17 protein-coding genes are annotated in these 16618 nt (G+C 62.5%); 9 read left to right on the forward strand and 8 right to left on the reverse strand.

What is annotated here, in order from left to right; genetic code table 11:
• Positions 1 to 6: 6 nt before the first annotated feature.
• Positions 7 to 888: an EamA family transporter RarD gene (gene rarD, locus HU773_RS12985; protein ID WP_170060418.1), complete on the reverse strand. Its 882-nt coding sequence runs from the start codon at positions 886 to 888 to the stop codon at positions 7 to 9.
• 133 nt (positions 889 to 1021) lie between these two features.
• Between rarD and HU773_RS12990 the strand changes: the two genes are divergently transcribed.
• On the forward strand, positions 1022 to 1498 hold the full coding sequence (locus tag HU773_RS12990; protein ID WP_120732899.1) for an Lrp/AsnC family transcriptional regulator: 477 nt from the start codon (positions 1022 to 1024) through the stop codon (positions 1496 to 1498).
• A gap of 32 nt (positions 1499 to 1530) precedes the next feature.
• Here HU773_RS12990 and HU773_RS12995 read toward each other — a convergent pair whose 3' ends face one another.
• Positions 1531 to 2541: an aldo/keto reductase gene (locus HU773_RS12995; RefSeq protein ID WP_186626287.1), complete on the reverse strand. Its 1011-nt coding sequence runs from the start codon at positions 2539 to 2541 to the stop codon at positions 1531 to 1533.
• 128 nt (positions 2542 to 2669) lie between these two features.
• Positions 2670 to 3572, reverse strand: coding sequence for a LysR family transcriptional regulator (locus HU773_RS13000; RefSeq protein ID WP_128593743.1), 903 nt, complete (start codon positions 3570 to 3572; stop codon positions 2670 to 2672).
• 101 nt (positions 3573 to 3673) lie between these two features.
• On the opposite strand from HU773_RS13000, the gene HU773_RS13005 reads away from it, so the two are divergent.
• A complete protein-coding gene (locus HU773_RS13005; protein ID WP_186626288.1) occupies positions 3674 to 4378 on the forward strand; it encodes an SDR family oxidoreductase in 705 nt (234 codons plus the stop codon).
• Positions 4379 to 4492: 114 nt separating this feature from the next.
• On the opposite strand, the gene HU773_RS13010 is transcribed toward HU773_RS13005, so the two are convergent.
• On the reverse strand, positions 4493 to 5803 hold the full coding sequence (locus HU773_RS13010; protein ID WP_128593741.1) for an MFS transporter: 1311 nt from the start codon (positions 5801 to 5803) through the stop codon (positions 4493 to 4495).
• 170 nt (positions 5804 to 5973) lie between these two features.
• On the opposite strand from HU773_RS13010, the gene HU773_RS13015 reads away from it, so the two are divergent.
• The 3 genes from HU773_RS13015 (at position 5974) to HU773_RS13025 (ending at position 8908) form a co-directional block, all read left to right on the forward strand.
• Positions 5974 to 7074: a sugar diacid recognition domain-containing protein gene (locus HU773_RS13015; RefSeq protein WP_057959635.1), complete on the forward strand. Its 1101-nt coding sequence runs from the start codon at positions 5974 to 5976 to the stop codon at positions 7072 to 7074.
• A 112-nt stretch (positions 7075 to 7186) separates the two neighbouring features.
• Positions 7187 to 8335 carry a glycerate kinase gene (locus HU773_RS13020; protein ID WP_186626289.1) on the forward strand — a complete coding sequence of 383 codons (1149 nt, stop codon included), beginning with the start codon at positions 7187 to 7189 and terminating at the stop codon, positions 8333 to 8335.
• 60 nt (positions 8336 to 8395) lie between these two features.
• Complete coding sequence (locus HU773_RS13025) at positions 8396 to 8908, forward strand: GNAT family N-acetyltransferase (protein ID WP_057959637.1); 513 nt, start codon at positions 8396 to 8398, stop codon at positions 8906 to 8908.
• Here HU773_RS13025 and HU773_RS13030 read toward each other — a convergent pair.
• Complete coding sequence (locus HU773_RS13030; protein WP_057959638.1) at positions 8896 to 9597, reverse strand: aspartate/glutamate racemase family protein; 702 nt, start codon at positions 9595 to 9597, stop codon at positions 8896 to 8898. The genes HU773_RS13025 and HU773_RS13030 overlap by 13 nt on opposite strands.
• A 119-nt stretch (positions 9598 to 9716) precedes the next feature.
• Between HU773_RS13030 and HU773_RS13035 the strand changes: the two genes are divergently transcribed.
• Positions 9717 to 10211 carry a hypothetical protein gene (locus HU773_RS13035; RefSeq protein ID WP_057440074.1) on the forward strand — a complete coding sequence of 165 codons (495 nt, stop codon included), beginning with the start codon at positions 9717 to 9719 and terminating at the stop codon, positions 10209 to 10211.
• 1055 nt (positions 10212 to 11266) lie between these two features.
• Here the strand turns inward: HU773_RS13035 and HU773_RS13040 are convergent.
• Together HU773_RS13040 and ccoN are read right to left on the reverse strand one after the other, a co-directional pair.
• Positions 11267 to 11488 carry a cbb3-type cytochrome c oxidase subunit 3 gene (locus HU773_RS13040; RefSeq protein WP_120732912.1) on the reverse strand — a complete coding sequence of 74 codons (222 nt, stop codon included), beginning with the start codon at positions 11486 to 11488 and terminating at the stop codon, positions 11267 to 11269.
• Complete coding sequence (gene ccoN / locus HU773_RS13045) at positions 11488 to 12915, reverse strand: cytochrome-c oxidase, cbb3-type subunit I (RefSeq protein ID WP_169961003.1); 1428 nt, start codon at positions 12913 to 12915, stop codon at positions 11488 to 11490. The genes HU773_RS13040 and ccoN overlap by 1 nt, the downstream gene beginning before the upstream one ends.
• Before the next feature lie 239 nt (positions 12916 to 13154).
• Between ccoN and HU773_RS13050 the strand changes: the two genes are divergently transcribed.
• The 3 genes from HU773_RS13050 (at position 13155) to HU773_RS13060 (ending at position 16129) form a co-directional block, all read left to right on the forward strand.
• On the forward strand, positions 13155 to 14825 hold the full coding sequence (locus tag HU773_RS13050; protein ID WP_186625942.1) for a nitrite/sulfite reductase: 1671 nt from the start codon (positions 13155 to 13157) through the stop codon (positions 14823 to 14825).
• A complete protein-coding gene (locus tag HU773_RS13055; protein WP_057440077.1) occupies positions 14822 to 15316 on the forward strand; it encodes a DUF934 domain-containing protein in 495 nt (164 codons plus the stop codon). The genes HU773_RS13050 and HU773_RS13055 overlap by 4 nt, the downstream gene beginning before the upstream one ends.
• 141 nt (positions 15317 to 15457) lie before the next feature.
• Positions 15458 to 16129: a DUF3313 domain-containing protein gene (locus HU773_RS13060; protein ID WP_186625941.1), complete on the forward strand. Its 672-nt coding sequence runs from the start codon at positions 15458 to 15460 to the stop codon at positions 16127 to 16129.
• 123 nt (positions 16130 to 16252) lie between these two features.
• Here HU773_RS13060 and HU773_RS13065 read toward each other — a convergent pair whose 3' ends face one another.
• Positions 16253 to 16615, reverse strand: a complete 363-nt coding sequence (locus tag HU773_RS13065; protein ID WP_057959764.1) for a response regulator — start codon at positions 16613 to 16615, stop codon at positions 16253 to 16255.
• Positions 16616 to 16618 lie beyond the last annotated feature (3 nt).

A 16618-nucleotide genomic window follows, 5' to 3' on the forward strand; every position in this document is an offset into this window, starting at 1 on the left:
TCCCGTTCAAGCCCGGCGCTGACGCACCAGATGCTTGAACCCTTCGAACACCAGCACCATCACCGCCAGCCAGATCGGGATATAGGTCAGCCATTCACCCGGCCCGATGCTTTCCCCTAGCAGCAACGCCACCCCCAGCAACAGCACCGGTTCCACATAGCTGAGCAGGCCGAACAGGCTGAACGCCAACAGGCGGCTGGCGATGATGTAGCACACCAGCGCCGAAGCACTGATCAGCCCGAGCATCGGGATCAATCCATACAGCCCTTTGTGTTCATCCAGCACGGCGAAGCCCTGTTCGCCACTTTGGACAAACCACAAGGCCACCGGCAGCATCAGCGCCATATCCAGCCACAGGCCGCCCAACTGATCGGTGCCCAGGCGTTTGCGCAGCACGAAGTAGATCGGGTAACCGATGATCACCAGCAGCGTCGCCCAGGAAAAACCACCCACCTGGTACAACTCGTTAAGCACGCCAATCGCCGCAAACACCACTGCGATCAGCTGCAGCCGCGAGAGTTTTTCGCCATACACCAGGCGCCCGGTCAGGACCATGGTCAGCGGTAGCAGGAAGTAGCCCAGGGACACATCCAGGCTGCGGCCATTGAGCGGCGCCCACATAAACAGCCACAGTTGCACCCCCAGCAGCACCGACGACAGCACAATCCCACCGATCAGCCGTGGCTTGCCCGCAAGCAATCGCAGCAATTGCCACACCTGACGCCACTCGCCGCTGACCACCATAAATACCGTCATGCACGGCACGGTCAGCAGCATGCGCCAGCCGAAAATTTCCAGGCCACTCAAGGGCGCAAGCAGTGATGTGAAGTAATACATCACGGCAAACAACACCGAGGCCGCTACCGATAAAACAACACCTTTAGACACACAGTCCTCGCCAAACCGATTCAAACAAAAGAGGGGGGAATTTCAGGTGGGAATATATTGCTTTTGAGGTGAGACGTTTGCTCTGTTTTACGGCATCTTATGGGAAATTTTCTCACCTCCAAGGTTCGCCAGCATGCCCGTCAGCCCCCAGCCGCCCCTGGATGATTTCGACCGCGCGATTCTCAAGCACCTGCAACGCGACAACACCACCGCGCTGCGGGTAATTGGCGAACAGGTCAACCTGTCGACCGCCGCCGTGCAGCGGCGCATCAAGCGCATGGAGCAGAGCGGGGCGATCAGCGCGAATACGGCGGTGGTCAATCAGGATGCAGTGGGCAAGCCGATCACGATCCTGGTGGAGGTGCACGCCGAACGCACCCACATCGAGGACCTCGATGTGCTCAAGGTGCAGATGTCGATCCCCGAGGTGCAGCAGTGCTATTACGTCACCGGCGATGCGGACTTTATGCTGGTGATTGTGGTGGAGACCATGAAGGCCTACGAAACCCTGGCCCGCACGCTGTTCTACGAGAACCGCAATATCAAATGGTTTCGCAGCATCGTGGTGATGGACCGGGTCAAGGTCAGCCTGGATGTGCCGCTGGGCTGATGTGGGAGCAGGCAGCCAGCTCCCACAGGGGCTCAGGGGCGGTGGATGCGCCCGGAAACAAAATGCCCCACATCATTGAACCCCGGTGTCGACGCATGCCCCGGCGTCACCAGTGAGTCAATAAACGCCTCATCCTCAGCACTGATCTTCACATCGAGCGCCCCGGTATAGGCATCCCACTGCGCCTCAGTGCGCGGCCCGACAATCGCCGAGCTGACCGCCTGGTTGTTCAAAACCCAGGCAATCGCAAACTCGACAATCCCCACGCCACGGCCTTGGGTGTATTGCTGGATCTGCTGGGCAATGCGCAGCGATTCCACGCGCCATTCGGTTTCCAGGATGCGTTTGTCCTGGCGCGCAGCGCGGCTGCCGGCTTCGGGGCTGATATCCGGTGCGTACTTGCCACTGAGCACCCCGCGGGCCAGCGGGCTGTAGGGCACCACGCCCAGGCCATAGGCGGCTGCGGCGGTGATCTGCTCCACCTCGGCCTGGCGGTTGACGATGTTGTACAGCGGCTGGCTGATGATCGGCCGGTCGACCCCCAGGCGTTCGGCCACGCGCACCACTTCGGCGATGCGCCAGCCGCGGTAGTTGGACAGTCCCCAGTAACGGATCTTGCCCTGGCGGATCAGGTCGCCGATCGCCGAAATCGTGACGTCCAGTGGGGTGTCGTGGTCTTCGCGGTGAAGGTAGTAGATGTCCAGGTAGTCGGTGTCGAGCCGGGTGAGGCTGGCTTCCAGCGCGTTGAAAATGCGCTTGCGGTTCAGGCCGCTGCGGTTGGGCAGGCCATCCGGCGGGCCGAAGCCGACTTTGGAAGCAACGACCCAATCGGCGCGATGGCGGCTGATGGCTTCACCGACGATTTCTTCCGAACGCCCGCCGGTGTAGACGTCGGCGCTGTCGATAAAGTTGATGCCCTGGTCCCAGGCCTTGTCGATGATACGCAGCGAGTCTTCGGTGTTGGTCTGTTCGCCAAACATCATGGTGCCCAGGGTCAAGGCGCTGACCTTGAGCCCTGACTGGCCCAGTGTGCGGTAAATCATGGTGAACTCCTCAAAAGCGCAGACGGTTGCTATGCAATACCAGAGAGCAAGGCTCTAGAACAAGCCCGACGTGGGTGGCTCGGTGCCTACCACCGCGTTGGCCACAGCGTTTTTGTGCCGTGTTCCGCTTATTCGGCAAGCAGTTCGCCAGCGCGCGCCTGCAAGAAGCGATGCAGGACTCTGACACGCTCCGACACTTGCAGGCGATGGGGGCACATCAGGTTGAAGGGCGTGGGCTCGCCTTGCCATTCGCCGAACAACGGCACCAGGCGCCCGGCCTTGATATCACCGGCCACATCCAGGTTGGCCTTGTAGGCAATACCGTGGCCGGCCAGGGCCCAGCGCCGCACGATTTCCCCGTCATCACTGAGGTAGTCGCCGCCCACTTCGACCTCTTCCAGCAACGTGCCCTGGCGAAAATACCAGGTGCTGTTGGCCCGGCCCTGGCGCATGTAGCGCAGGGTGCTGTGCTGCGTCAGATCGGCCGGCACCTGGGGTGTGCCGTGGCGTGCCAGGTACGCCGGGCTGGCGCAGGCGATACGGCGGTGATCGGCGACCACCGGCAGCGCCACCAGGCTGGAATCCCTTGGCACGCCAAAGCGCAGGGCGATGTCCACGGTTTCGCGGAACAGGTCGGCGTTGCTGTCGTTAAGCAGCAATTGCAGGCGGATATTCGGGTGTTCGCGCTTGAACTGGTCCAGCCAACCGAGCAGTACATTGCGTCCGAAATCCGAGGGCGCGGACAGTTGCAGCAAGCCGCTGAGGCTCTGGCCGTGTTGCTTGATCGCCTGTTCGCCTTCCGCCAGGGCTTCCAGGGCCACCCGCACGCTGTCCAGGTAGCGCCGGCCTTCTTCGGTGAGGCGCATGCTGCGGGTGGAGCGGGCCAGCAGGCGCATGCCCAGGCGGGTCTCCAAGCGTTTGAGGGCAATGCTGGCGGCGGCCGGGGTCAGGCTAAGGCTGCGGGCGGCCGCCGAGAGGCTGCCACTGTCGGCGGTGCGCACAAACACTTCCAGGTCAAGGATTGAGCTCATTTGTAAAAATCCTTTAAAGATCCTGTCGTTTTACCGGGATTTTTCCATGATTGCCAAGCTGGGAAGATGAACGCTCATTTTTTCAGGACGAGGCAGTTCCCATGACATCTCCCCTCAAGGGCCAAACCGTGGTGGTGATTGGCGGTAGCAGCGGCATTGGTGCCGAAGTCGCCCGACAGGCGGCATCCCGTGGCGCGCACGTGGTACTGGCCGGGCGACGCCTGTCGTCGACGGTCGACAATGGCGTGCGCAGCGAGCCGGTGGACGTCACCGACAGCGCCGCCCTGCAGCGCCTGTTCGAAGCGGTGGGGCGTTTTGATCACCTGGTGTTCACCTCGGGTCCGGCGGTCCAGGCCAAACACCTGCAGGACACCGACCTGCAACTGGCCCAGGACAACTTCAATGTGAAGCTCTGGGGCGCCTTGCGCGCAATCCAGCAGGCGCTGCCATTTCTCGACGAGCGCGGCAGCATCGTCCTCACCTCGGGGCAACTGGGACGCAAGCGGGTGCCGGGGCAATTTATCAAGGTCGGCATCAATGCCGCGACCGAAGCGTTGGGCAAGCAGTTGGCCAAGGAACTGGCGCCACGGCGGGTCAACGTGGTCAGCCCTGGGGTGATCGACACGCCGGCATACGCGGGGATGCCTGAGGAGCAGCGTCAGGGCATGTTCGCCAAGGCGGGTGGGGCGTTGCCGGTAGGGCGTGTGGGGCAGGCGGAGGAGGTGGCGGCGGGTTATTTGATGGCCATGGAAAATGGTTTTATGACCGGCAGCGTGATCGACATCGACGGCGGCGGTTTGCTGTAAACACCGAACCCAATGTGGGAGCGGGCTTGCCCGCGATGGCGGCGTGTCAGTCAATATATAGGACTGATCCACCGCTATCGCGGGCAAGCCCGCTCCCACATTTTTTGTGCCGTGTCAGGCCTTCAGGGTCCGGGTCATGCGCAGCGCCAGCACGCTACCCGCGACGATCACCGCAGCCAGCAGGTACAGCGCCAGGTCGGTGGACCCGGTGGCGTCTTTCACAAAACCCACCACATACGGGCTCAAGAAGCCCGCCATCTGGCCCATGGAGTTGATCAAGGCCAGGCCGCCCGCGGCCGCGCCAGCGCTGAGCATGGCGGTGGGCACCGGCCAGAACATCGGCAGGCCGGTGAGGGCGCCCATGGTGGCGATGGTCAGGCCGAGGATCGCAATGGCTGGGGTGGTGGCGAAGTTCACCGCGATGATCAGGCCCACAGCGCCCATCAGCATCGGCACCACCAGGTGCCAGCGGCGCTCTTTGCGCAGGTCGGCGGAGCGGCCCACCACCAGCATGAACACCGCCGCCAGCAGATAGGGGATTGCACTCAGCCAGCCGATCACCAGGTTATCGCTGAACCCCATGTTCTTGATGATCGACGGCAGCCAGAAGTTGATGGCGTACACCCCACTCTGGATGCAGAAGTAGATCAGGCCGAACGCCCAGATCGCCGGGTTCTTGAACACTTCCAGCAGCGAATCAGTGGTGGTCTTGGGCTTGTTGGCCAGGTCGGTGGCCTGGTCGGCCTCGAGCACTGCGCGCTCATGGGCGGTCAGCCATTTGGCGTTGGCGAAGCTGTCGCTGAGCAGGAAGTAGGCGAGGGCGCCGAGGATGACCGTTGGAACACCTTGCAGCAGGAACATCCACTGCCAGCCCGCGAGGCCACCCTGGCCCGCCGCGAAGTGGTTGAGGATCCAGCCGGAGAATGGGCTGCCGAGCAGGCCGGACACCGGGATTGCCGACATGAACAGGGCCATGATCCGCCCACGGCGGAAGGTCGGGAACCACTGCGAGAGGTACAGCACTACGCCCGGGAAAAAGCCCGCTTCAGCGGCACCGGTAAACAGGCGCAAGGTGTAGAAGTGCGTCGGCGTGGTCACAAACAGCAGGCAGGTGGACAGGGTGCCCCAGGTGATCATCATCAGCGCAATCCAGCGCCGTGGACCGAACTTGGTCAACGCCAGGTTGCTCGGCACGCCGCACAGCACGTAGCCGATAAAGAAGATCCCGGCCCCGAGGCCATACACGGTCTCGCTGAACTTCAAGGCGTCGAGCATCTGCAACTTGGCGAAGCCGACGTTGACGCGGTCCAGGTAGTTGAACAGGTAGCAGATGAAAATGAAGGGGATCAAGCGCAGGGTGATGCGCTTGTAGACGGCGTTTTTGTCGTCATCGTTGGCCAGGGTAGCGGCGGCGCTCTGTGACATGGCGTTCTCTCTTTATTATGATTTTTCGCGATGCGCGGGTAACGTTGATCGCCCCAAGAGTCTCGGTCACGGGACGGTGCCATGTCTTTGTGCCCCCGCACAGCGATCCATCCATTGCGCTGTGCCTTTGAACAATCGCGTAATGCAGCGCTTTCAAGGAATTTAGCCCCATGTTCGAACTCGATCATGACTTGGCGCAGGATATCGTCAATCGCACGATGGCCATTTTGCCCTATAACGTCAACGTCATGGACAGCCAGGGCCTGATCCTCGGCAGCGGCGAGCCGGAGCGCATCAACACCCGCCATGAAGGCGCGCAATTGGTCCTGGCCAACGGTCGCGTGGTGGAAATCGACAGCCAGACCGCCAAGCACCTCAAGGGTGTCGCGCCGGGGATCAACCTGCCGCTGCTGCATGATCAGCGCCTGATCGGCGTGCTGGGCATCAGTGGTGAACCGCAGTTGCTGCGCACCTATGCCGAACTGGTGCGCATGACCGCCGAGATGCTGGTCAGCCAGCGCCATCAACAGGCGGAGCAGCAATGGCGACGTCAACGTTGTGATGATCTGCTGGCGTTGCTGCTGGCCGACAGCGGCGAATCGCCGCGCCTGGTGGATGAGGCCCAGCAACTGGGGCTCAAGCCGCAGTTGCCGCGCACCCCCTATCTGTTTGAACTGGGCCCGGGGCAGACCGCCGAAGCCCTGGCAGCCTGGCTGGCCTCCCGATACCCGGACAGTTGGTGCGTCAGCTCCGCAGAGTTTTCGTTGCTGTGGTGCCGCCCGGCGGCGGTGCCGATGGACAACCCGCGCCTGCTGGAAAAACTCGAGGCCTCGGGCTGGAACATCCTGCGGGTCGCCGTGGGTGGCCAGGCCGATGGGTTGGCCGGCTTGCGCCGCTGTTATCGGCGGGTGGCGGACTTGCTCGCCTATGGCCGCGACGTACTGCCCCAGTCACGCCTGCTGACCCTCAACCGCTATCGGTTGCCGGTGATGCTCTGGCGCCATCGCAACGACGACGCCCTCGACGAACTGCTCAACCCGTTACGCAAGGTCCTGGCCAAGGACGCCAACGGCCAACTGCAGGCAACGCTGCGCAGCTGGTGCGAACACGACGGGCAAAGCCAAGCGTGCGCCGACGCCCTGGGCATCCACCGCAACAGCCTGCGCTACCGCATGGAGCGCATTGCCGAATTGAGCGGTGTCGATCCCCTGACCTTGGATGGCATGCTCGCGCTGTACCTGGGGGTGCAACTGCTGCCGCAAACCCTGTAGGAGGCGCTTTTGTAGAAATGAACAACAAACCCCTGCCACGCTTGTGCATTGGACAGGCGTCATTGCCGGTGCCAACTGGCAGCATGGGCGTCATAAAAACCGGAGAAAGCCCATGAAAGTCATCATCGCCCCCGACTCGTTCAAGGACAGCCTGAGTGCCGAAGGCGTGGCCCAGGCCATTGCCCAAGGGTTGGCCCAGGTCTGGCCGGATGCCGAACTGATCCAGTGCCCGATGGCGGACGGTGGTGAAGGCACGGTGGAGTCGGTGCTCGCGGCCTGCCACGGGCAATTGCGCAGTTGCACCGTGCAAGGCCCGTTGGGCGGCACCGTTGAGGCGCACTGGGGCTGGTTGGCTGAAAGTGCCACGGCAATCATCGAAATGGCCGAAGCCAGCGGCCTGCAACGGGTCCCGCCGGGGCAGCGTGATGCCTGCTCCAGCAGCACCTTCGGTACGGGTGAGCTGGTCCGCGCCGCCCTGGACGCCGGGGCCCAGCGGATCATCCTGGCGATCGGCGGCAGCGCCACCAATGACGGCGGCGCCGGAGCCATGCAGGCCCTGGGCGTGCAACTGCTCGACGCCCAAGGCACACCCCTTGCGCGCGGCGGCCTGGCCCTGGCGCAGCTGGCGCGGATCAAACTTGAGCAGTTGGACCCGCGCCTGGCCCAGGTGCGTTTCGACATCGCCGCCGACGTCAACAACCCCCTGTGCGGCCCCCACGGTGCCTCAGCGATTTTCGGCCCGCAAAAAGGCGCCAACCCACACCAAGTCGAGCAACTGGACCAGGCCCTCGGACACTTTGCCGACCACTGCGCCGAGGTGCTGCCCCGAGACGTGCGCGACGAGCCGGGCAGCGGCGCGGCCGGTGGTCTGGGCTTTGCCGCCAAGGCCTTCCTCGGCGCGCAGTTTCGCCCGGGTGTGGAGGTGGTCGCCGAACTAGTGGGCCTGGAACACGCCGTGCGCGGCGCCGACCTGGTGATCACCGGCGAAGGCCGCTTCGACGCCCAGACCCTGCGCGGCAAAACCCCCTTTGGCGTGGCGCGGGTGGCCAAGCTGCACGGTGTTCCGGTGATCGTGATCGCCGGCACGCTGGGCGAGGGCTACGAGCAGATGTACGCCCATGGCGTCGACGCCGCGTTTGCTTTGCCTGGCGGGCCGATGAGCCTGGAGCAGGCCTGCAGCGAAGCACCGCGGTTGCTGCGTGAGCGGGCGGCGGATATTGCGCGGGTGTGGCGCTTGGGCGCGCAACGCAGTCGCGGATGACAGCGCTTGCTGTCGCCGCCTACACTGCTCGGCCACTTGTCTTTCAAAGGATGAAACACAATGCCTACACCTGACTCCACGATCGTGATCCAGCGCTTTGCCGAAAGCCATCTCGAAGGCATGCGTGCGCTCTACAACGACCCGGCCGTGTGCCGTCAGGTGCTGCAGATGCCGTTCCAGTCACTGGAGGTCTGGCGCAAGCGCCTGGCCGATACCAATGAGCGACTGCTCAGGCTGGTGGCGGTACAGGCGGGCGAGGTCATTGGTAACTGCACCCTGGAGCAATATGCGCGCAGTCGGCAAAGCCATGTCGGTGGCATCGGTATGGGGGTGGCCGTGGCCTGGCAGGGCAAGGGCGTGGGTACCCAGTTGCTGGGCGCGGCGCTGGAGGTGGCCGACAACTGGATGAACCTGCACCGGGTGGAACTGACGGTGTATGTCGACAACGAGCCGGCCCAGGCGTTGTACCGCAAGTTCGGTTTCGAGACTGAAGGCCGGCTGCGCGATTACGCCGTGCGCGACGGCGTATTTGTCGACGCCCTGAGCATGGCCCGCCTGCGTCAGACCGCCTGATCCCCCAGGGCAAACGCCACCGCAGCCTGCGCATGCAGCTCGGTGGTGTCGAGCAGCGGCAGGTGGCTGTGCTCGGGTTTGATCAGCAGGCTAATCTCGGTACATCCCAGGATAATCGCCTGGGCACCACGGGCTGCGAGGTTGGCAATGGCCTGCTGGTAAACCTGGCGTGAGGTTTCGCTGATCACCCCGACGCACAACTCTTCATAAATGATCCGGTGCACGGCGTGGCGTTCTGCTGCGTCGGGCACCAGCACGTTCAAGCCCTGGGCTGCCAGGCGTGCCTTGAGAAAATCCTGTTCCATGGTAAACGCGGTGCCCAGCAGGCCGACGGTCAGGGTATCGGCCTTGACCGCCGCTGCGCCGGCCGCATCGGCAATATGTAGAAACGGCAGCGATACGGCGGCTTCGATCTGCGGCGCCAGCAGATGCATGGTGTTGGTACACAGCACGATGCAGTCGGCGCCACCGGCTTGCAGGCGGCGCGCGGCGTCTTGCAGGATCAGCGCCGCGTCATCCCAGCGCCCGGCGTGCTGGGCCTGTTCCACCGGGCCGAAGTCGACGCTGTACAGCAGGATTTGTGCCGAGCGCAGCGGCCCCAACCGGTCGCGTACCTGCTGGTTGATGATCCGGTAATACTCGGCGCTGGACTCCCAGCTCATGCCGCCGATTAGGCCGATGGTGCGCATGCAAAGCTCCTCAAGCGAATAGGCGAAAGCCACACCTTACCCAACCAGTGAGCGTTAGTCATACGCGGCGCTGCTGCATCTGCCATGATCGTTGTTTGCAGTCCCCGAGGAACACCGCAATGGACGATGTACAGCAATTGGGCGAGATGCTTCGTCACTACGCCGACAGCGAAGCGCACAAGCGCCAGCAGTTCGAGGTGCAGTCAGCCCGCTGGACCCAGAAAATCACTGAGCTGTACGGCGAGATCGAGCAGTGGTTGGCGCCGGTCAAGCGTGATGGTTTGCTGGAGGTGCAGCGTGAGGCTTATGTGGCGTCTGGCCCAAGCGTGCCGGTGGAGACGTCGACTTTCAAGACCGAGAAACTGACCATTCATATCGCAGGCAAACCGGTGGAGTTTGTGCCGGATGTGATGGGGGCGGGTGGGTTGATTTCGTTGTCGGTCATGGGGCTGACTGCTGCTCGCTACGGCAGTATTTCGCTGGTGTTGTTGCCGGGGAATGATGATTGGCTGTGGAAGAAAACCAATGGTTTGAAAGACCCGGACACGTTCACCTTTGATGCCAATTTTCTGGCCTTGCAGTTGCAGAGCCTGATTCCGCGCGAACGGGGCTGATCCCCGGGCAAATGTGGTAGCGGGCTTTTGTGGGCTTGTGTGGGAGCGGGCTTGCCCGCGATAGCGGTGTGTCAGGCAAGTGTTCCTAACCTGAGATACCGCCATCGCGGCGTGAGTCTCTACACCACTCTTTTCTGGGTTTGTGTACATATCCGTTGCTGCGGTCACGGCGGCTATTGGTTCCGCCCTTACGGCGGGTCACTTTTGGAAAAGAGCCCGGAGTGCCGGCCCAGCCAAAAGTAACCAAAAGGGCTCTTGCCCCACCACTCGGCACCTCGCCTAGGCTCGGTGTGCCCGTCATCCGACATTGATTTGGGGGGCCGCCGCGATGGGCCATCCATGGCCCAGCGCGGCTAACCCGGCGTCCTGCCGGGTTACCCCCCAAATCAATATCGGATGACGGCCAGCGTGGTTTAACGGGGCGCCTCAGATCAAAAGCAAAGCGAGGCGGCCTGACAGCCGACCTGATCGTCGAAGCGTGCGCATATACCTGTGGGAGCTGGCTTGTCGGATCGCCGCATCGCTGCGATGGCGCCGGCACTGCTAGCCTTTATGTTGTCTGACACACCGCTATCGCAGCCTCGCAGGGCGAGACAGCTCCCACAGGGGAATGGAGCTTCGCGCCCCGGCTTTGGCATTGCTGTTGCTGTTGCTCTGCTTTTGATCTGGCTTTTGATCTTGATCTTAGGCGCCCCGTTAAACCACGCTGGCCGCAGGCAGGTATTGCGCAGTGGGCACCCCGGCATGGATGCCGGGGTAGCCGCGACACGGCCAGGGATGGCCGATCGCGGCGGGCCCACGGAGCAATGCCTGACTGCGGGCATGCCGAGTCTAAGCGAGGCACCGAGTGGTGGGGCAAGAGCGCTTTGCTTACTTTGGCGCTCTTCCAAAGTGAGCCGCCGTAAGGGCGGAACCCTAAGTGGCCGTAACCGCAGCAACGGATATGTACTCATTCCCAATAACCAAAAAGAGCGAGTTGTGTAGACACCTATGGCCATCGCGGGCAAGCCCGCTCCCACACAAGCCCGCTCCCACAAAAAGCCCAACACCGAGCTTTAGAGCTCTACATTACCCCAGCCCGGCCTGGCCTCTTCAGGCGCCACCGCCTTGACCTGCTTGCCCGTCGCCAGCTCCACCCGCCGCGCCACTTCCGGGTCGTCGGCAAACGGTATCAGGCTCGCCTCATCCAGCTCGGTTCCCGATTGCCCGCGCAGGCAGTACTCCACGGCGCCATACAGGCAGATCACCGCCGCCAGGTTGAAAATGACCTCCCACATCAGGCGATCTGCGCATCACTGTGCGCCACCTTCAAGTCAGCCACCCGTACGGTGCGCCAGGTGTTGTAGGCCATCAGCAACATGCCGCCCAGGAAGAACACCCCACCGGCAAACCGCACCACAAACCCCGGGTGGCTGGCCTGCAAGGCCTCGACGAACGAGTAGGTGAGGGTGCCGTCGTCGTTGACCGCCCGCCACATCAGGCCCTGGGTGATGCCATTGACCCACATCGAGGCGATGTACAGCACGGTGCCGATGCTTGCCAGCCAGAAGTGCAGGTTGATCAGCGGCACGCTGTACATCTGCTCGCGGCCGAAGATTTTCGGGATCATGTGGTACAGCGAGCCAAAGGTGATCATCGCCACCCAGCCCAAGGCACCCGCGTGGACGTGGCCGATGGTCCAGTCGGTGTAGTGGGACAGGGCGTTGACCGTCTTGATCGCCATCATCGGCCCCTCAAAGGTCGACATGCCGTAGAACGCCAACGACAACACCAGAAACCGCAGGATCGGGTCGGTGCGCAACTTATGCCAGGCACCCGACAGGGTCATCATGCCGTTGATCATCCCGCCCCAGCTGGGCGCCAGCAGGATCAGTGACATGGCCATGCCTAACGACTGCGCCCAGTCTGGCAGCGCGGTGTAGTGCAGGTGGTGGGGGCCGGCCCAAATGTACAGGGTGATCAGCGCCCAGAAGTGCACGATGGACAGGCGATAGGAATACACCGGTCGCCCGACCTGCTTGGGCACGAAGTAATACATCATCCCCAGGAACCCGGTGGTCAGGAAGAACCCTACTGCGTTATGCCCGTACCACCACTGCACCATGGCGTCGGTGGCGCCGGAATACACCGGGTAGGACTTGAACCAGTCCACCGGGATGGAAAGGTGGTTGACCACGTGCAGCATGGCGATCACCACGATAAACGCGCCGAAAAACCAGTTGCCGACGTAGATGTGCTGGGTCTTGCGTTGCACCACGGTGGTGAAGAACACGATGGCGTAGGCCACCCACACCACAGTCATCCACACTGCGCCGGAGAATTCGATCTCGGCGTATTCCTTGGTGGTGGTGTAGCCCAGGGGCAGGGTGATCAGCATGATCACGATCACCGACTGCCAACCCCAGAACGTAAAGGCGGCGAGCCAGTCGCTGTACAGGCGCACCTGGCAGGTGCGTTGGACCGCGTAGTAGCTGGCGGCAAATTGCGCGCTGCCGGCAAAGCCGAAAATCACCAGGCTGGTGTGCAGCGGCCTTAACCGGCCGAACGTGGTCCAGGGCAGGTCCAGGTTCATGTCCGGCCATACCAGTTGCGAGGCGATCCATACGCCCATGGCCATGCCGATAACGCCCCAAACCACGGTGGCGATGACGAATTGACGGACAACCTTATAGTTATAGGCCTGCCCGGTTGATGCTGTGCTCATGGTCAGTCTTCCACGGTTTCAAGTCCCGGGCACTGTAGGAAATCCATGAAAAACAAAACAGGCTCAGAAAAACTACATTAATACGGATCAGAGTCTATCCCTTAAAACATGGGGTATTCCGTGGCTGATATGGTTTTTTAGTTTTTAGCTGAATCTGTGACGTCTTGAGCTGTAGGTGCATAGTCGCCCCCATAGAAACCGCTGCCGTCGAGCGCGGTCAGCCATGATGAGGTAGCGAGATGTATCGGTACGATGAGTACGACCGGGCTCTGGTCTTCGAGCGTGTGGCGCAGTTTCGTGATCAGGTCGAACGGTTTGTCGCTGGCGACTTGAGCGAAGAGGAATTCCTGCCGCTGCGCCTGCAAAACGGCCTGTACCTGCAAAAGCATGCCTATATGCTGCGGGTGGCGATTCCCTACGGCACCCTCGGTGCGCAGCAGCTGCGCACCCTGGCGAGCATTGCCCGGGATTACGACCGCGGCTACGGCCACTTCACCACGCGCCAGAACATGCAGTTCAACTGGATCGAGTTGCAGCAGGTGCCCGACATCCTCCAGCGCCTGGCCGAAGTCGACATGCATGCGATCCAGACCTCGGGCAACTGCGTGCGCAACATCACCACCGAAGCCTTTGCCGGGGTGGCCGCCGACGAACTGCTGGACCCGCGCCCGCTCGCAGAGATCCTGCGGCAATGGTCGACCATCAACCCCGAATTCCTGTTTTTGCCGCGCAAGTTCAAGATCGCCATCTGCTCGGCGCGCCAGGACCGGGCGGCGATCATGATGCATGACATCGGCCTTTATCTATATCAGGACGCCGACGGCCAGATGCTGTTGCGCGTGCTGGTGGGCGGTGGCCTCGGGCGCACGCCGATCCTCGGCTTGCAGATTCGCGATGGCTTGCCCTGGCAGCATCTGCTGTCGTACGTCGAAGCGGTCCTGCGCGTGTACAACCGCCATGGCCGGCGGGATAACAAATACAAGGCGCGGATCAAGATCCTGGTCAAGGCCCTGGGTATCGAGGCGTTTTCCCGGGAAGTGGAGGAGGAGTGGCAGCACCTGCGCGATGGCCCGGCGCAATTGACCGAGGATGAGTACCAGCGCGTGGCCTCGGCCTTTGTACCACCGGACTATCAGGCCCTGCCCGATACCGACCTGGACTTTGGCACGCACATGGCCGACAGCCCGGCGTTCGCGCGCTGGGTGACACGCAATGTGCAGCCCCACAAAGTACCCGGCTATAGCAGTGTGGTGCTGTCCACCAAGCCGGGGATCGCCGCGCCGCCGGGCGACGTGAGTGCCGCGCAGATGGACGCCGTGGCGCAGTGGGCCGAACAGTTCGGCTTCGGTGAAATCCGCATCGCCCATGAACAGAACATCGTGCTGCCGGATGTGCCCAAGGCGCAGTTGCATGCCTTGTGGACCCTGGCCTGCGAGCAGGGCCTGGGCAGCGCCAATGTCGGCTTGCTGACCGATATCATCGCCTGCCCGGGCGGCGACTTCTGTGCCCTGGCCAACGCCAAGTCGATCCCCATCGCCCAGGCGATCCAGCAGCGCTTCGACAACCTCGACTACCTGCATGACCTGGGCGATATCAGCCTGAATATCTCCGGCTGCATCAATGCCTGTGGGCATCACCATATCGGCAATATCGGCATCCTGGGGGTCGATAAAAATGGCAGCGAGTGGTACCAGATCACCCTGGGCGGTGCCCAGGGCAAGGCCAGCGCGCTGGGCAAGGTGATTGGCCCAGCGTTCAGTGCGGCACAAATCCCGGATGTGATCTCCCGCCTGATCGCCACCTACGTCCGCTACCGGGAGAGTGACGAGCCCTTTATCGACACCGTGCAACGCATCGGCCTGGAGCCGTTCAAGGAGCGGGTGTATGGCAGCGTGGTGCAACCGGCATGAACAATCTGTTGAGCCTGGAACAGGGCGTGGCGCGTATCAAGCACGATGACCCCTGGACCCTGGTGCGCGATGCACAAGTACCGCTGCCCGAGGGGGCGCTGATTCTGCCGCTGGCCCTGTGGCTGAGCCGGCGCATTGCGCCAGACCCGCCACAGGACGCGGTGTGGCTCGGCCCGGATGATGAAGTGGAACACCTGCAGCCGTGGCTGGATGTGCTGCCGCTGATTGCCCTGGACTTCCCCAGCTTTCGCGATGGCCGAGCCTACAGCCAGGCCTACCTGCTGCGCACCCGCCTGGGCTGGCAGGGTGAGTTGCGGGCGGTGGGGGATGTGCTGCGCGACCAGCTCAGCCATATGCGCCAGTGTGGCTTCGATGGGTTCGCCGTGCGCGAGGACAAGTCGGCCGCTGACGCGCTCAAGGGCCTGGCGGGCATGAGTGTGAGCTATGGCCGCTCGGTGATTGAGCCGCGGCCGCTGTTTCGGCGGCGCTGACGTTAAGCAGGAGCGCCCAGCTGCGGGGCAAATCGAAGCTGCGAAATAACCCGCACTGGGGGGCTGGAGGCAGGTTATTTCTGCAGAATTGGCTATACCTGTAACTTCACGTTTCGGCGATAAACGCCAAGGAGTTGCGCCATGAAGCTAGGGCTGATGATCAGTGCGTTGTGTATTGCCTCACTCGGGGTGGCCGGTTGCGCGAGTAAAGTCCCACAGCCGGACGAGTATTCGGGGTTTCTTTCGGACTACAGCCAGTTGAAGGAAGCCAAGTCGCCATCGGGCGTAGAGGTGATGCGCTGGGTCGATCCCAAGCTGAATCTGAAGCGCTACACCTCGGTGTATATCGAACCGACCCAGTTTTTCCCCAAGCCCCAAGCCACGGCGCAAATCCCCGAAGACACCTTGCGCAGCATCAACGAGTACTACCACCAGGCGCTAAAGCGTGAGCTGGTCAAGTCACTGCCACTGGCCAGCGCTCCGGGCCCCGGGGTGATCGTGGTACGGGCGGCGATCACGGCGGTCAGTCGCAAGACTGAAGGCCTCAAGCCCTATGAGTTCATTCCGGTGGCCTTGGTGGCAGCAGCGGTGAGTACCGGCACGGGGATTCGCGACCAGGAAACCACCTTGGGCACCGAGGCGCAGTTTCTCGATGGTGGCAGTGGGCGGGTGCTTGCCCAGGTTGTGCGCAAAGGCACTGGCAAGCCGCTGGAGAACGATAGCCAGGTCATGAAAGCGGCTGACGTGAAGGGGGTGATAGACGGCTGGGCGGCTGATTTGCACCAGTCCTACTCCAAGTTCAAGGCCAAATAGCGAGCGCGAACAGTGGCTTGTGGCGAGCGGGCTGGCCCCAGTCTCGTTTCAGGGTCGCTTCGCGCCCCAGCGGGAGCAAGCCCCCTCGCCACAACAAGGCCGCCTACGGACACCTGGGTGCGATCAGCCGCCCACCAGCATGCCTTTGACTTTGTCGCGCAGTTGCTCAATGGAGAACGGCTTGGCAATCATCTGCACACCGGCAGGCAACTCAATGTTTTCGGCATAGCCACTGGCAAGCAGGATGGGCAGGGCTGGGCGCAATGTGCAGGTTTTATCCGCCAGTTCCTTGCCATTCATGCCCGGCAGGCCCCAGTCGGTCATCATCAGGTCGATCACATGGGCGCTGTCTTCCAAGAACGCCAGCGCCGCTTCGGCGTCTGCCGCCTCAAGCACCTTGAACTCCAGTTCTTCGAGCACATCGACGATCAACATGCGCACGATGGCGTCGTCTTCGACGACAAGGATGGTGGAGGCTGCGGACATAGT

Source organism: Pseudomonas shahriarae, from assembly GCF_014268455.2.
GTDB classification, from domain to species: domain Bacteria; phylum Pseudomonadota; class Gammaproteobacteria; order Pseudomonadales; family Pseudomonadaceae; genus Aquipseudomonas; species Aquipseudomonas shahriarae.

Coding starts and splice junctions, on each gene's coding strand:
- HU773_RS12990 (WP_120732899.1), top strand. CDS start 1,022: ATGCCCGTCAGCCCCCAGCCGCCCCTGGATGATTTCGACCGCGCGATT.
- HU773_RS12995 (WP_186626287.1), bottom strand. CDS start 2,541: ATGATTTACCGCACACTGGGCCAGTCAGGGCTCAAGGTCAGCGCCTTG.
- HU773_RS13000 (WP_128593743.1), bottom strand. CDS start 3,572: ATGAGCTCAATCCTTGACCTGGAAGTGTTTGTGCGCACCGCCGACAGT.
- HU773_RS13005 (WP_186626288.1), top strand. CDS start 3,674: ATGACATCTCCCCTCAAGGGCCAAACCGTGGTGGTGATTGGCGGTAGC.
- HU773_RS13010 (WP_128593741.1), bottom strand. CDS start 5,803: ATGTCACAGAGCGCCGCCGCTACCCTGGCCAACGATGACGACAAAAAC.
- HU773_RS13015 (WP_057959635.1), top strand. CDS start 5,974: ATGTTCGAACTCGATCATGACTTGGCGCAGGATATCGTCAATCGCACG.
- HU773_RS13020 (WP_186626289.1), top strand. CDS start 7,187: ATGAAAGTCATCATCGCCCCCGACTCGTTCAAGGACAGCCTGAGTGCC.
- HU773_RS13025 (WP_057959637.1), top strand. CDS start 8,396: ATGCCTACACCTGACTCCACGATCGTGATCCAGCGCTTTGCCGAAAGC.
- HU773_RS13030 (WP_057959638.1), bottom strand. CDS start 9,597: ATGCGCACCATCGGCCTAATCGGCGGCATGAGCTGGGAGTCCAGCGCC.
- HU773_RS13035 (WP_057440074.1), top strand. CDS start 9,717: ATGGACGATGTACAGCAATTGGGCGAGATGCTTCGTCACTACGCCGAC.
- HU773_RS13040 (WP_120732912.1), bottom strand. CDS start 11,488: ATGTGGGAGGTCATTTTCAACCTGGCGGCGGTGATCTGCCTGTATGGC.
- ccoN (WP_169961003.1), bottom strand. CDS start 12,915: ATGAGCACAGCATCAACCGGGCAGGCCTATAACTATAAGGTTGTCCGT.
- HU773_RS13050 (WP_186625942.1), top strand. CDS start 13,155: ATGTATCGGTACGATGAGTACGACCGGGCTCTGGTCTTCGAGCGTGTG.
- HU773_RS13055 (WP_057440077.1), top strand. CDS start 14,822: ATGAACAATCTGTTGAGCCTGGAACAGGGCGTGGCGCGTATCAAGCAC.
- HU773_RS13060 (WP_186625941.1), top strand. CDS start 15,458: ATGAAGCTAGGGCTGATGATCAGTGCGTTGTGTATTGCCTCACTCGGG.
- HU773_RS13065 (WP_057959764.1), bottom strand. CDS start 16,615: ATGTCCGCAGCCTCCACCATCCTTGTCGTCGAAGACGACGCCATCGTG.